Source organism: Kribbella sp. NPDC023855 (assembly GCF_040639475.1).
In the GTDB taxonomy this organism is placed as follows: Bacteria; Actinomycetota; Actinomycetes; order Propionibacteriales; family Kribbellaceae; genus Kribbella.
This window is the reverse complement of the sequence record NZ_JBFAAA010000007.1, coordinates 100,124-113,325: the sequence shown is the minus strand read 5'-3', so window position 1 is coordinate 113,325 and position 13,202 is coordinate 100,124. Positions and strand designations below refer to the sequence as shown.

Annotated in this window: 15 protein-coding genes and 1 pseudogene; 8 read left to right on the top strand and 8 right to left on the bottom strand. The window is 67.5% G+C overall.

All coding sequences use genetic code 11. From position 1 onward, the window contains the following. Positions 1–3: 3 nt before the first annotated feature. Positions 4–1,164 (bottom strand): annotated as a pseudogene (locus tag AB0F51_RS24515) (MFS transporter); the annotation flags it as partial. A gap of 193 nt (positions 1,165–1,357) precedes the next feature. Here AB0F51_RS24515 and AB0F51_RS24510 point away from each other — a divergent pair. Together AB0F51_RS24510 and AB0F51_RS24505 are read left to right on the top strand one after the other, a co-directional pair. Continuing rightward, a complete protein-coding gene (locus AB0F51_RS24510) occupies positions 1,358–2,029 on the top strand; it encodes a TetR/AcrR family transcriptional regulator (RefSeq protein WP_360283687.1) in 672 nt (223 codons plus the stop codon). A gap of 59 nt (positions 2,030–2,088) precedes the next feature. Next, on the top strand, positions 2,089–2,970 hold the full coding sequence (locus AB0F51_RS24505; RefSeq protein WP_360283685.1) for an alpha/beta hydrolase: 882 nt from the start codon (positions 2,089–2,091) through the stop codon (positions 2,968–2,970). Between the two features lie 14 nt (positions 2,971–2,984). On the opposite strand, the gene AB0F51_RS24500 is transcribed toward AB0F51_RS24505, so the two are convergent. Further along, on the bottom strand, positions 2,985–4,190 hold the full coding sequence (locus AB0F51_RS24500; RefSeq protein WP_360283683.1) for an SGNH/GDSL hydrolase family protein: 1,206 nt from the start codon (positions 4,188–4,190) through the stop codon (positions 2,985–2,987). A 197-nt stretch (positions 4,191–4,387) separates the two neighbouring features. On the opposite strand from AB0F51_RS24500, the gene AB0F51_RS24495 reads away from it, so the two are divergent. The 5 genes from AB0F51_RS24495 (at position 4,388) to AB0F51_RS24475 (ending at position 8,310) form a co-directional block, all read left to right on the top strand. Next, positions 4,388–4,837, top strand: a complete 450-nt coding sequence (locus tag AB0F51_RS24495; RefSeq protein WP_360283681.1) for an SRPBCC family protein — start codon at positions 4,388–4,390, stop codon at positions 4,835–4,837. After that, the gene (locus tag AB0F51_RS24490) at positions 4,834–5,184 is read left to right on the top strand and encodes a helix-turn-helix domain-containing protein (RefSeq protein ID WP_360283679.1); all 351 of its coding nucleotides are present in this window, start codon (positions 4,834–4,836) and stop codon (positions 5,182–5,184) included. Before AB0F51_RS24495 ends, AB0F51_RS24490 begins: the two co-directional genes overlap by 4 nt. Further along, positions 5,181–5,990 carry an SDR family oxidoreductase gene (locus AB0F51_RS24485; protein ID WP_360283677.1) on the top strand — a complete coding sequence of 270 codons (810 nt, stop codon included), beginning with the start codon at positions 5,181–5,183 and terminating at the stop codon, positions 5,988–5,990. The genes AB0F51_RS24490 and AB0F51_RS24485 overlap by 4 nt, the downstream gene beginning before the upstream one ends. Beyond that, positions 5,983–6,723, top strand: coding sequence for an isocitrate lyase/phosphoenolpyruvate mutase family protein (locus AB0F51_RS24480; protein WP_360283675.1), 741 nt, complete (start codon positions 5,983–5,985; stop codon positions 6,721–6,723). The genes AB0F51_RS24485 and AB0F51_RS24480 overlap by 8 nt, the downstream gene beginning before the upstream one ends. A 171-nt stretch (positions 6,724–6,894) precedes the next feature. Continuing rightward, on the top strand, positions 6,895–8,310 hold the full coding sequence (locus AB0F51_RS24475) for an MFS transporter (RefSeq protein ID WP_360283673.1): 1,416 nt from the start codon (positions 6,895–6,897) through the stop codon (positions 8,308–8,310). 45 nt (positions 8,311–8,355) lie between these two features. Here the strand turns inward: AB0F51_RS24475 and AB0F51_RS24470 are convergent, their stop codons facing one another. The 6 genes from AB0F51_RS24470 to AB0F51_RS24445 all read right to left on the bottom strand — a co-directional run bounded on the left by AB0F51_RS24470 (position 8,356) and on the right by AB0F51_RS24445 (position 12,664). Continuing rightward, positions 8,356–8,661: a hypothetical protein gene (locus AB0F51_RS24470; protein WP_360283671.1), complete on the bottom strand. Its 306-nt coding sequence runs from the start codon at positions 8,659–8,661 to the stop codon at positions 8,356–8,358. 126 nt (positions 8,662–8,787) lie between these two features. Further along, on the bottom strand, positions 8,788–9,297 hold the full coding sequence (locus tag AB0F51_RS24465) for a hypothetical protein (RefSeq protein WP_360283669.1): 510 nt from the start codon (positions 9,295–9,297) through the stop codon (positions 8,788–8,790). Between the two features lie 59 nt (positions 9,298–9,356). After that, positions 9,357–9,986 (bottom strand): histidine phosphatase family protein, encoded by a 630-nt coding sequence (locus tag AB0F51_RS24460; protein ID WP_360283667.1) that lies wholly within the window; start codon positions 9,984–9,986, stop codon positions 9,357–9,359. Positions 9,987–10,004: 18 nt separating this feature from the next. Continuing rightward, positions 10,005–10,490, bottom strand: coding sequence for a hypothetical protein (locus AB0F51_RS24455; protein ID WP_360283665.1), 486 nt, complete (start codon positions 10,488–10,490; stop codon positions 10,005–10,007). 145 nt (positions 10,491–10,635) lie between these two features. Beyond that, positions 10,636–11,190, bottom strand: coding sequence for a DUF1360 domain-containing protein (locus AB0F51_RS24450; RefSeq protein ID WP_360283663.1), 555 nt, complete (start codon positions 11,188–11,190; stop codon positions 10,636–10,638). Between the two features lie 310 nt (positions 11,191–11,500). Next, entirely contained in the window at positions 11,501–12,664 is a 1,164-nt protein-coding gene (locus AB0F51_RS24445; protein ID WP_360283661.1) for a S1 family peptidase, read from the bottom strand. A gap of 321 nt (positions 12,665–12,985) precedes the next feature. Between AB0F51_RS24445 and AB0F51_RS24440 the strand changes: the two genes are divergently transcribed. Further along, positions 12,986–13,195, top strand: a complete 210-nt coding sequence (locus AB0F51_RS24440) for a hypothetical protein (protein WP_360283659.1) — start codon at positions 12,986–12,988, stop codon at positions 13,193–13,195. Positions 13,196–13,202: the final 7 nt, after the last annotated feature.

The window sequence follows — 13,202 nt, the reverse complement described above, 5'->3', positions numbered from 1 at the left end:
CGCGCCGATGCCGGAGCTGGTGGAGACCATGCCGGAGGCGACGCCCTGGTCGCGATCGGGTACGCCGGTCGACGCGGCGATGAACATCATCGTGAACACCACGCCATCGCCCACACTCACCGCGACGAGACCCGGCACCAGCGCGGCGTACGAGCCGTCGGCGGACATCGTCAGTCCCAGGGCGAGCGCGCCGATTGCTCCGACGGCGAGCGCGCCGATCAGGGTGCGCTTCAATCCGAACCGAGTCGCCGCCCGTCCGGCGAAGGTCGAGCCGGCTACCACGACCGTGGTCGGGAGCAGGAAGGCGAAACCGGTCCGCAGGGCGTCGTAGCCCCGGACGTCCTGGAAGTAGATGGACAGGAAATACAGCAGAGATCCGAACGTGGCCATGAAGAGAAAAGCGACAGCCATGGCCAACGTGAGCACTCGGTTGGCGAGCAGTCTCACGGGCACCAGCGGATCGGGACTGCGGCGTTCGACGAGCACGAACACCAGCAACAGCAGGAGTCCCGCGACGGCGCTGCCCATGATCCAAGGTGAGGTCCAGCCGAGCGGCGGGCCTTGAACCAAGGCAAAGACCAGCGATGTGATGGCACCCGTAGCGGTCAATGCCCCCGGCAAGTCGAAGACCCGGCCGGTCTCCCGCGGAGCATCCGGCGCGATGTACCGGAAGGCGAGCACCAAAGCCACGCCGGCCAGCGGGACGTTGACGAAGAACACCGCTTCCCAGCCGAGCAACCGGGTGAGGATGCCGCCGAGCAGTACGCCGATCACCAGGCCGGCCGCGCCGGAGCCGCCCCAGATGCCGAGGGCCCGGTTGCGTTCGCGGCCTTCCGCGAAGGTGGTGCTGATGATCGCCAGCGTGCTGGGGAACACCAAGGCTCCGCCGAGTCCCTGAATCGCGCGGGCGGTGAGTTGCGGCGCCGGAGCGGTGGCGAGTCCGCCGGCCAGCGAGGCAACGGCGTACAGGGTGAGGCCGGTGACCAGCATGCGTCGGCGGCCGAGGAGGTCGGACGCGCGTCCGCCGAAGAGCAGGAAGCCGCTCGACGCGACGGCGTAGGCGCTGATCACCAATTGCAGGGTCTGTGCGGAGTACCCGAGATCGCGGCCGAGGTCAGGCAGCGCGACCACGACGATGTACTGATCGAGCGAGACGATGAGCATCGCCAGCGACAGCAACGCCAAGGCCTTGCCGTACGACGGTGCGCGGGGTCCGGCCGCTGACTGGATGGTGGCGGTCATGGGTTTCTCCTGACGGGCTGGAACGGGTCTGGAGTCTCGAACTGTACATATGAGTTCAGTTGAACTCAACAGTTCAGTTCAGATGCCTGCTACGCTGAGTGGGAAAGGAGCGAGGATGACTGAGACTTCCCGGAACACCACCGCCACCCGTGCCGAGTCGCCGCGGGTGCTGACCGGCGACCGGGCCGCCCGGAAGAGGGAGGCGATCATCCACGCCGCCCGTTCCGCGTTCGTCCGGGACGGTTTCGACGCCGCGATGGACGCCATCGCCGCCGACGCGGGCGTCTCCAAGGTCACCGTCTACAACCACTACGGCACCAAGGAAACGCTGTTCATGGCCGTCATCGGCGACGCGCTTGAGGAAGCGCTCGCCGACGCCATCTCCGGTACGGCGAAACGCCTGCAGGACTCCGACGACCTCCGGGCCGCGCTCAAGTGGACCGCCAGCGCCTGGGTGAAGAGCATGACCCACCCGGACATGCTGGCCCTGCGCCGCCTGGTCGACAGCGAGGTCCGCCGCTTCCCGGAGCTAGGAGTCGCCTGGAGCGAGCACGGCCCAGGCCGGGCCCGTCCAGCGCTCGCAGCCGCGTTCGAACGCCTCATCGCCGCCGGCCGCCTGACCATGCCAGACGTCGGCACCGCGATCCTTCAGCTGTATGCGCTGGTCCTCTACCCGCACCTGGTCCACAGCACCTACGGGACGACCCTCGACCGGCGTACCACCAAACGCCTCATCGACACCGGCGTCGACATGTTCCTCGCGTACTACGCCTACCGCGAGGCGTAGGTAGCCGCGAGGATGGGCGACCCGGCGAAACTGTCGGTGGGGCCTGACAGCCTGACGGTATGACTGTGACGATCCCAGGCTTCGAAACGAGCGTGGTGACTGTCGACGGGCACGAGGTGATCTGTGACGTCGGCGGCGATGGCACGCCACTCCTGCTGCTGCACGGCTTCCCGGAGACGAGACTGTGCTGGCGCGAGGTAGCTCCTCGCCTGGCCGGCAATTTCCGGGTCGTCTGTCCGGATCTCCCTGGCTACGGCGAGAGCGCCCGGCTGGGCCCAGGTCCCGAGTCCTTCGCCAAGTCCGCGCTCGCCACGCACCTGATCGCGCTGATGAGCGAGCTCGGCCACGACCGGTTCGCGGTGATCGGGCACGATCGTGGCGGGCTGGTCGCCTTCCGCGCGGCGCTCGACCATCCGGACAAGGTCACCCACCTCGGGGTGCTCGACATCCTTCCCACGGTCGACAACTGGAACGCCCTGCAAGGCCCGGGTGGCGTTTTTGCGTTCCATCTGTACCTTCTTGCCCAGCCGAGTGACCTACCCGAGCGACTCATCGCCGCGGACCCGGACACCTTCTTCGGTCACTTCTTCGACACCTGGACCAAACAGCCGGACGCGATCCCCGCCGAGGTGCGGGAGCGGTACCTCGCTGCCGTCCGAAGACCTGAGGCGATCCAGGCGATCTGCGACGACTACCGGGCCAGTGCGTTCATCGACGGCGCGCAAGATCAGCACGACCAGCACGCCCGGCGCACGCTGACCATGCCGGTACTGGCGGCTTGGCAGGATCCCGGCGACCTGGAGTTGCCGTTCGACCCTCAGCAGATCTGGTCGTCCTGGGCTCCCGACCTTCGCACGCTCGTCCTCCGGTGCGGCCACTTCCTGCCCGAAGAGCGACCCGCCGAAATCGCCGAAGCAATCCTTTCCCTGACCACGACCTGACTACTGTCGGCGCCTCAGAGGACGGTGACGTCGATGGCTTCGGCCATTGCGCGGTAGCCGGCCTCGTTCGGGTGCACGTGGTCGCCGCTGTCGTACTGCGATGCCAGGCGAGTCGGGTGGGCCGGACCGGCGAGAGCGGTGGCGAAGTCGACGGTCGCGTCGAACTCGCCCCCGGTCCGAATCCAAGTGTTGACCGCTTCCCGGAGCCGTTCGCTTCGCTCGGTATGGACTTCCGCGCCGCCGAACGGGGGAATGGTCACCCCGACGACGCGGACCCCACGAGCATGGGCATCCCGGATCAGGGCGCGGTAGCCGTCGATGAGTTGCTCAGCAGTGATCTCCGGGTTCGGGGTGAGACAGGGCGCCGGAGGCAGCTCGGGATAGCCGATGTCGTTGACCCCGAGCAAGACGACGGCGGTCTTCACCCCAGGCTGGTCCAGTACGTCGCGATCGAACCGGCCGAGCCCGCTTTCCCCAAAACAGTTCGAGTCATTCAGCAGTCGCCCCCCACCCAGACCCGCGTTGAGCACCGGCCTCGGTCGCCCAGCCGCGGCGAGTCGAGCCGCCAACAGATCGGGGTACCGCAGCCCTGGCGTCGTGCGAAACCCGTTGGTGGTCGAGTCGCCAAAGGCAGCGACCGACCCCGCGCCCACTCCGATCGCATCCACCCCGGCCAGGAAGTACCAACTACCACCAGCCTCCCCGTACGCCGCTCCGCTGGTGTCAGCTCGCGCGTCGCCAGCCGCCCGGTACGACGCCCCAACCGCGCCGTACTCGTGGAAGGTGGCCGGCCCCGTCGACTCGGCGAAGTACAGCGTGATCGCGACCTGGGTCCCGCCACTCACGGTCGGAAGCGCGACGGCGTCGCTAGCGACTTGGCTGCCGACCGGAACGCTGATCGCCTCGACCCCGCCGAACAGGACCGGCCTGACCGACCCAGGTTCAACCGCCGCGCCTTGGGTGGCTCTCGCCACGGTTGCGCCGGCCAATCGGAGTGGGCGTTCGCCGTACTGGTTGCTGATCCTGATCCGGAGTTTGGGTCCGCCCGCGGACAGCCGAACGACCTGCCGCACCGACTCGGCCGCGAAGCCTTCCTGGGACCAGTTGGGATTCACGTTCGGCTGCTGCATCGCCGTCATCCACACAGCCCGCCAACCACTGAGCGGCCCCTCGGCTGCCGCCGGGGTGAGCGACAACTGCATCACCGCCGCGACGACCATGCCAAGACAGGACCACCTCCGCGAAACCAGCACCAAAGCTCCCAACGTTTGTCGTCCCCTCCACCAGATGCCCCAAACCCCGCAAATGTTGCGATCCGGGACGAGCTGCCGGCCGCGTTGCGCAACTGAAGGTTGCAGATCTTCCGGGTGGCGGTTAGAGTCATGTGCAACCGATGGTTGCTTATTGGAGGTCTGCTGTGGAGTTCGGAAAGCTGGAACGCGAGATCCGGATCGAGGCCGTACCGGAGATCGTCTTCGAGGTGGTGAGCCGTCCCGAGCACATCAAGCTGTGGTGGCCCGACGACGCCTCGTTCGAGCCCGTGCCGGGATCGGTCGGGGAAGTGGTCTGGGGCGACCGGGCCGTGGTGGAGGCGATCACGGTGGTGGACGTGGATCCGCCGCGCAAGTTCTCGTTCCAGTGGGTCGCTCCGGCTGGTGAGGTGCCGGCGCCGGACAACTCGCTGCTGGTCACTTTCGAGCTCGAGCCGTCCGGCAGCGGGACTCTTCTGCGGCTGACCGAGACGGGCTGGCGGGAGAAGGGCTGGGAGGCGGCTGTGCTCGAGGAGGCCTTCCGCGAGCACGAGCAGGGCTGGGACATGTTCCTGCCCCGGCTGCAGAAGTACGCGCCCACCGTGGTGGCGCGATGAGCGTTGCCATCGACGACGACCTCTGGTCTGCGATCGGCGACCCGGTCCGGCGGCGGCTGCTCGACCTGCTGCTGACCGAAGGCGTCGGTACGCCGACCAGCCTGAGCGAGCATCTCCCGATCTCGCGCCAGGCGGTCACCAAACATCTCGGCGTCCTCGACCGCGCCGGACTCGTGCACGCGACCCCGATGGGACGCGAGCGCCGGTACGAGGTCGACGACGCGCAACTCGCCCGCGCAGTACGGCAACTGAACGAGGTCGGCAAGAGCTGGGATGCGCGACTGAACCGCATCAAGCGTCTGGCCGAACAGCTTCAGGCCGACCGAACGTCTGGAGAGAACTCATGAGTGGATTGCTGCTCAGTGACAAGAACGCCGTGATCTACGGCGGTGGGGGAGCGATCGGTGGCGCGATCGCCCGGGTCTTCGCGCGGGAAGGCGCGCGGGTCTTCATCGCCGGGCGGACGCAGGCGAAACTCGACGTCGTGGCGCGGGACATCGCGGCCGCGGGTGGAAAGGTCGAGACCGCGCAGGTCAACGTCTTCGATCAGCAAGCCGTCGAGAAGCACGCGGCCGAGGTTGCGGTGGCGGGCGGGAGTATCGACATCGCCCTCAATGCGGTCAGTGTCATGCACGACCAGGGGACCTTCCTGGCGGACCTTTCGCTGGAGGAGTTCCTGCGGCCGATCGACGGCTTCCTGCGGACGCTGTTCATCACCAGCAAGGCGGTCGCGCCGCACATGGGGCGGGCGCGTCCTGGTGTGATCCTGACCTTGTCGGAGCCGGGGTCCAAGCTGGCCATCGGCGGCATCCTGGGGCACAGTGTGAGTGCCGCAGGCAAGGAGGCCTTCTCGCGGGTTCTGGCGGCAGAGCTTGCCCCTAGCAACATTCGGGTGATCGGCATTCGTCCGCATGCTGTTGTCGATGCGCCGGCGGCTGGTTCTTACACCGGGGAGCTGTTCGAGCCGATGGCGGCGGCCGGTGGGCAGTCGGTCGATGAGTTCCTCGAAGGCGGCTTGGCGCAAGGCACGCTGCTCAAGCGGCTGCCGACGCTCTCGGAGATCGCGGAGACGGCCGCGTTCCTGGCCTCGGATCGTTCGGGTGCGATGACCGGGACGATCGCCAATCTCACCGCCGGAGCTCTCGTTGACTGATCACGCCAAGCTGCTGAGGTCACTCCACGTCCCGGGCGATCCGCTGGTGCTGGCCAACGCCTGGGATGTGGGTAGTGCCCGCGTCGTCGTGGACGCAGGATTCCCGGTGGTGGCGACCGCGAGCAATGCGATCGCCGCCGCGCTGGGCTACGACGACGGTGAGCGTGCTCCGCTCGAGGAGATGATGTTCGTTGCCCAACGCATCGCGGCGTCGGTCGACGTACCGGTCAGCGTCGATGCCGAGGCCGGTTACGGGCTGGCGCCGGACGAGCTGATCGAGGTGCTGGTCAGGATCGGTGCGGCGGGCTTCAACATCGAGGACACCGATCACGTCAGGGGTGGGCTGATCGACGTCTCTGTCCGCGCGGACTACCTTGCGCAGTTGCGTGCGGCTGCCGACCGTGCCGGGGTGCCGCTGGTCATCAATGCGCGGATCGACTCCTTCTTCCCCACTTCGCCGCTGGCGGATGACCAGAAGCTTGCCGACGCGATCAGCCGCGCGGCGGCGTACCGGTCGGCCGGAGTTGATTGTGTGTTCCCCGCCGGCGCCGGCCTTGATGACCTCCGAGCCATCATCGAAGCGGTCGACGTCCCGGTGAACGCCGGTTTCCCGCTGAAGGGTGGTTCACTCGACGAGCTCCGCGCCATCGGCGTGGCTCGGGTCTCCGTGGGGCCGCAGCTCTACAACGACGCCCTGCACCACCTGCGCACTGCTGTTCAACCCCTGCGCTGAGGCCGACCGGGGCGCCCCCTGCTGGGCGCCCCTGGCGGCCCACCCATACCCCGTATGCGTATTCCTTGACGCGGCGGGGTTTTCTATACCCCCTTCCGGTATGTACTGCGGTGTGTTATGTTCCTCTCCGGTTCCAATACCCCCTAGGGGTACCAGAGAGGATGAATTGTCATGAGTACTGCAACTGCCGTCCCGCGGGCGACGTCTCGCCGCTGGTGGGCGCTCGGGCTGATCGCCGCGGCCCAGTTCATGGTCATCATGGACACGTCGATCATCGGAGTCGCCCTGCCGGAGATACGGTCTGACCTGGGCTTCACTCCGCAGGCGCTGTCCTGGGTGTTCAACGCCTACGTGGTCGCCTTCGGTGGCCTGCTGCTCCTCGGTGGGCGGCTGTCCGACCTCTTCGGGGCGCGCCGGATCTTCTCCGCCGGCTGGCTCGTCCTGCTCGCCGGATCCGTGCTCGCCGGTGCGGCGAACGGGGTCGGCCTGGAGCTGGCCGGCCGGGCGGTCCAGGGCGTCGGGGCGGCCCTGATCGCCCCCTCCGCCCTCACCCTGCTGATGATGCTGTTCGGCTCCGAACCGAAGGAGCTGACCAAAGCCCTAGCCCTGTACGGCGCCGCCGCGCCGGCCGGTGGCACGGCTGGAGTGTTTCTCGGTGGCGTCATCACCGAGTACGCGAGCTGGCCGTGGGTCTTCTACCTGAACATCCCGATCGCAGTCGCCGTCCTGCTGGCCACTCCCTCCTTGATGCCGGCGGCCGCCGCCCGGCGTGGCAGTGTCGACCTCGTTGGGGCGCTGACGGCGACAGGTGGCATTGGTGCTGCTGTGTACGCGATCGTCCGCGCGCCTGAAGTGGGATGGGTGAGCGGCGAAACGTTGCTGGTCGGAGCGGTTGCCGTTGCGTTGCTGATCGCCTTCGTGGTGGTCCAGGCGCGGCGCTCCGAACCCCTGATGCGGCTGGCGATCTTCCGCGCACCGAACCTCGCCGCGGCCAACGTCGCGCAGCTGCTGCTGGGCGCGGCCTGGGTGCCGATGTGGTTCTTCCTGAACCTCTATCTGCAGCAGGTTCTCGGCCTGAGTGCCTTCCCCAGCGGGTCTGCATTGTTGCCGATGACAACTTTCATCATGCTCGGCATGATCGTCGTCGCACCGCGCTTCATCGCCCGCTTTGGTCCGCGGCGGACGCTGATCACCGGCATGTCGGTGCTCACCGCCGGGTTGGCGGGGCTGTCTTTGGTTCGCTCCACCGGATCCTTCTGGGTCGACGTCCTCCCGGCCTCGCTGGTCGCCGCGGCGGGCATGTCGCTCGCCTTCATCCCCAGCCTCGGCATCGCCCTCTCCTCGGCACGCCCCGAGGAAGGCGGCCTGGCCTCGGGCATCGTCAACACCAGTTACCAGATCGGCTCAGCCCTCGGCCTAGCTGCCATGACAGCGGTAGCAGCCGCCGCCGGCGCCGACCAACTAGGCAACACCGCCACCCTCACCAACGGCTACTCAGCCGCCTTCTTGGGCGCCGCCGTCATAGCCGCCACCGGCGCAATCCTCGCCGCCGTAACCCTCCGCACCCCCAAGCCCAGCGACGCATGAATCACCCCACCCGGCACCCCGCCGCCCCGCGGGGTGCCCGCGTCTTCATCTCAACAGCCAACGCCACCGCGGCTGCTCGGTCACCACACAAGCAACCGCCAACACGCTGACCACGCAGGCGACAGCAGTCGGCCAGGCAAACCATGACGCAACAACCGCAGCAACCAACTGCATCACCACCAACCCGATGGTCACCACCCCAGGCACCGCCACCACCACATGCGGCTTGTCCCCAGGCGTCTGAAACACAGTCGGCAACCCAATCAGCACCACAACACTCACCACCGCCAGCGGTACCGAGTACGACGCCAACGCCCACGGCGTCGCCACCCAAGCCACCACCTCACTCAAAAACCGAACCCCCGCCCCCACCCGCCCACCAGAAGCAACCCGAGTAACCACCCACCAAACAATGCCACATCCGACTCAACCGCTTCTCAACCATTCGGGAGCAGCCGGTCCCGCAAACTACTGCGGTCAGTCGTCGAGGGAGACGGTGTCGGCGGTGTCGGTCCAGCTTGAGTCCTCTGGGAGTTGCTCGGAGCTGCCGTTCGAGCTGCGGGAGGACAGCGCGGTCGCGGCGCATAGGCCGAAGAATGTGGTCAGGACGAGCGCGTTTCCTGCCATGAACAGCGCGGCCATCGGTTGGTCCGGTTCATCGAGAACCTTGTCCGCGATCGGGAGGCCGAGACAGAGACCGAAGATCAGCGTGAGACAGACGATCGCCACGGTGACACCGCGATGGTGATCGACCAGTTCGGGTTGGCCGGCAGCCCGCCCGGGCCACACGACGGCTGCCACCGCGCCTGCCTGACACAGAGCGCAGGCCAGCATGGCGACAGCAAACGACTCAAACGTCACTGCACGAGACCACCAGTACCAGGCGGCACCCACAGCACACAGCCACTGCGCGATGTCACCCACCCACACCCACGTCGCCCGCGACGACCACACCCGCCGGATGTCATCCAGCAAATCCCAAACCATCCACACCCGCCCCACCTCCCACTCCCCATCTTCCCCACCCACCGAACGGGATAAAGCAACTACAGCTCAGCGAGGTGCTGGGTCTCATTGAGCGCCACGACCTGATGGCTGTGGTGCGTGTCGTTGCGGAGAAGGGTGGTGATACTGCCCGAAGCCAGCGGGAAGAACACCCGGTCGGTCGACATCATCGGCATGCCGATCCAGGCGGCGATCAGGTAGCTCGACGCGGAGCCGTGCGACACCACGATCTGGTGATCGACCGGTCGGGCGAGGATGTCGTCGAAGGCCGGGTAGAGGCGTTCGACCAGCGCCAGACGTGTCTCCGCGCCGGCCGGTCCATCGTGATGTCCAAGGCGATCCCCGTACTCCGGAAGCGGCACCCGACGCTCAGCGAGCCACGCTTGGGGTCGACCGTCAGCCTCGCCATTAGACCTCTCGCGAAGCCGCGCATCCGTCTGTACTTCGACGGCAAACCTCCGGGCGATGCATTCAGCCGTCTGGCTGGCCCGCCGCAGATCGGAGGAGTGGACCTCGACCGCCCGGCGTCCGATCCTGTTCGCCAGCACCTCGGCGATCCTCCCGGCCTGCAGATGTCCGCGGGCCGTCAGCTCCGAGTCGTACCAGCCTCCGACCACGCCGTCGACGTGATGCTGCGCCTCGGCATGCGTGACGAGGTAGACGTGTCTCATGACCCCAACCTTTGCAGGTCAGAGCTTCACCAGTGCGTCGTTTCCGGCTCCCTGGGGAACACTTGGCATCCACGCGCGGCATTCGTCGACGGCGTCGATGAGAACCTGCCGCAGCAGCGCGTCGGCGTCCGGCGCGCGGAAGTCGGTGACGGCTCGGATAGCGCCGGCTACCGCGAGTGCGGCAACTCGCTCATAGCCCGCCGGCATCCGCTCGTACTCCGTCAGGATGCGGTTCGCGGTCTCGGCCGCCGCGGTCAAAGTCGACCGGAATTGCGCCGACACGACGGGAACGACCAACGGGACACAACGCGCCACCACCGCCGGGAACACTCGCCGATCGCTCGGCGTGAGACCGATGACCGACGGGATCAACGGGGCGAGCTCGACGCGACCGGCGTCGGAGGTCTCGTCGTTCACCTCACGGGCGACCAACGCCAACAACGGATGGGTGCAGTCCGGCTGATCCGACCACGCCGTACCGGCCAGCAGGGACGCATACTCCATGAAGCATGCGCCTTTCCCCGGATGCCGATGCCGGCCCCGCGAAAGGATGGGGAGAACCGCGGGCCCGCCACTGCCAGCTGTCATCAGCCACCTCCGACCATAAAGCTGTGCTGCAGGTACCCTCGCCGGCGGCCATCCATGCAGGCTATTCCTCGCGTTTTGTCGCTTGGTCCAGCGAGGTGTACGCCAGGTGCAGGAAATCTGCGGCCGCCAGTGAGGTCAGCCCGCCCGCCGCCAGCCGGGTGGCCCGGGGGAGGAGCGTCAACCCAGCCAAGTAGGTTGCGGCGGCCCAGACCGATACGCAGAACGGACAGGTCACGAGTTCCCCGACCAGCCCCTGTACGCCGTTCCCGCGCGGCTTCTCGTTGACCTCGGCCGGTGCACCCGGTTCGACGTACTCCGTGAACGGTGCCCGGAGCGGGCTCGTCACCGAGTTCTTCGAGATCAGCCGGCTGCCACGGAATACCGCGCCGGCGCCGATCACCAGGTCGAGCGGGCTGAGTTGAGCCGGAGGACGACGGCCGGTCAGTACTGCGACGGCCGCAACGGCGCCGCAGTACCCGGCGAACGCTGTGATCGCTGTCGCGTACCGCGGCAGTTCCGGGGACTCCGAAGCCTTGTCCGCATATCCTTGCCACCGGCGCTGGGCCTTGTCCCGCAGGCCTCCCGTGCCGCTGGTCCACTCGTTCGCTGCTTCCACGCGCCCCTGTACCCCTTGCCTAAAACGTTGCTACCGGCCATCACCCGTCGCTTGCCTCAGGGCAAGTCAGCACGGTGAAGGACCCGATCCGGAGCAGGGTTGTCGCATTACTGACGAAGGTCAGCGAGTCACCCATGGCAGCTCCCTCCGCGGCCTCCCTGGTCGCCGGCCCCTCGGTTGCCCGCCAACCGCGCCGTCAAACCTCGAGTTTTCGGTGGTTCGGACCGCTAGCGGGACTGTGGGGGGCGCATGGGTGATGCCAGTGGCCCCTCGGAGGGGAGGGGCCACTGGTTGGGGGGAGGGGTGGAGGTCAGCTGCGGGTCAGGGTGACGCCGTAGTACGAGGCGGCGTCGACGACTGGCTGGTAGAAGGAGTACGAGCCGGTGGCGTTGCTGCCCTGGTTCCAGCCGCAGTCGTGGCCGTCGCTCGGACCGCCTGAGGTCATGCCCTGGGCGATGGTGCCGGAAATGTAGGCGCCGCCCGAGTCGCCGCCCTCGGTGCAGACGGTGGAACGCGCGAGGCCGGAGGTCTGGGTGACGCTACCGCCGGAACCGCCGTAGTTGACGGTCAGGTTGTACTGCGTGATGGTGCCGCAGGTCCAGCCCGTCGTGTTGCCGGCCTTGCAGATCGTCGTACCGACCGGAGCCTTGGACGAGCCGGTGACGCGGGTGGTCTGGCCGTTGCGGTTGTCGATGTAGCCGCGGCCGACGTCCTCGGAGTCGATGTCCATCAGGCCCATGTCGACGCTCGGCGAGCCGGTCCGGAAACGGCTGGCGATGCCCTTGCCCAGGTGCGTTCCGGAGCGGTTCAGTACGTCGGGGTTGCCCTCGACGCAGTGGCCGGCGCTGAGCATCACGTTGTTGCCGCTGCTGGTGGTGCCGGGGAAGCCGAGCGAGCAGTTCGTGCCCGGTACCAGGTCCATGATCTGGCCGCCGATCACGTCGGCGGTCATCGCCAGCGTGGTGTCGTTGGTGCTCACGTCGACACCCGGGATCGTCTTCAACTGCTTGACCAGGGCAACGGTCTTCGCGGACTGCTTGCCGGGCTGCAGGACGACCTGCAGCCGATCGGTCGGCAGGTCGGCGCCGATCGACTGGACCTGGAGTGAGCCGGACTTGTCGGCCAGCGCCTGGACCTGGGTCTGCAGCTTCGCCAGCGCCTTCTCGCCGCGGGCAACGGTCCGCGGGGTCAGGCCGTGCTCACGCGCGACCTCGGCGGCCTTGGCCGAGTGCACGTTGACGACCAGCTGACGGGACGCGTTGAAGAATGCGCCGTCGATGTTCGCCGTGTCGGCCTTGGCGGCTTCGAGGGCCGACGCCTTGTTGTGCTCGGCGTCGAGTCGCGCCTTGGCGTCGGCCGGGGACACGCCCCAGCTCTTGCCGAGGACGTCGTACACGCCGTCGCTGGGGGCGGGGACGGGAGCGCCGGTCGCGGTCTGAATCGGGGCCAGGGCGGCGGCACCGAGTCCGAGCACGAGAGCTGCACCTGCGAGAGATCGACGTACCTGACCGGGGCGGTGGGGCGGGGACAGAATTCGCATGGGTCACATCCGGTTCCTCTTGTGTGGCCTGCCTCAAGGCCACGGTGAGGGAATCGTTGGGGGTGACGCAGGATGATCGCAAGCGAACGGAAGGTAACCAGGGGGTGCCACGGGCCCGATCAAGGGAAAGCCTTCGACTACGCTCGGTCCATCATCTAGCAACCGAGGGTGAACACGCATAAAACGGTTTAGCCTCCACTCTCTTGTCAAGGGCAACCACTGGAGGCCAAGAGCACGGTCGATAGGATCGGCGGCATGGTCTACGAGCCGATGAGTCGTCGTGCGGTCGGATGGTTCGCCGGGATCGGCGTGGGCTCCACCGTCGCCGGGCTCTTGCTGCGGCCGGTGAATATCGGGATCGCGGTGGGCGCGTTCCTGCTGGCGATCGGAATGTACGGCCTGGCCGGCTACGGCGTACTCGACCGGCTGGTTGACCGGTGGAAGCGGTCGCGCACCTCCAGCTGAGCCCAGC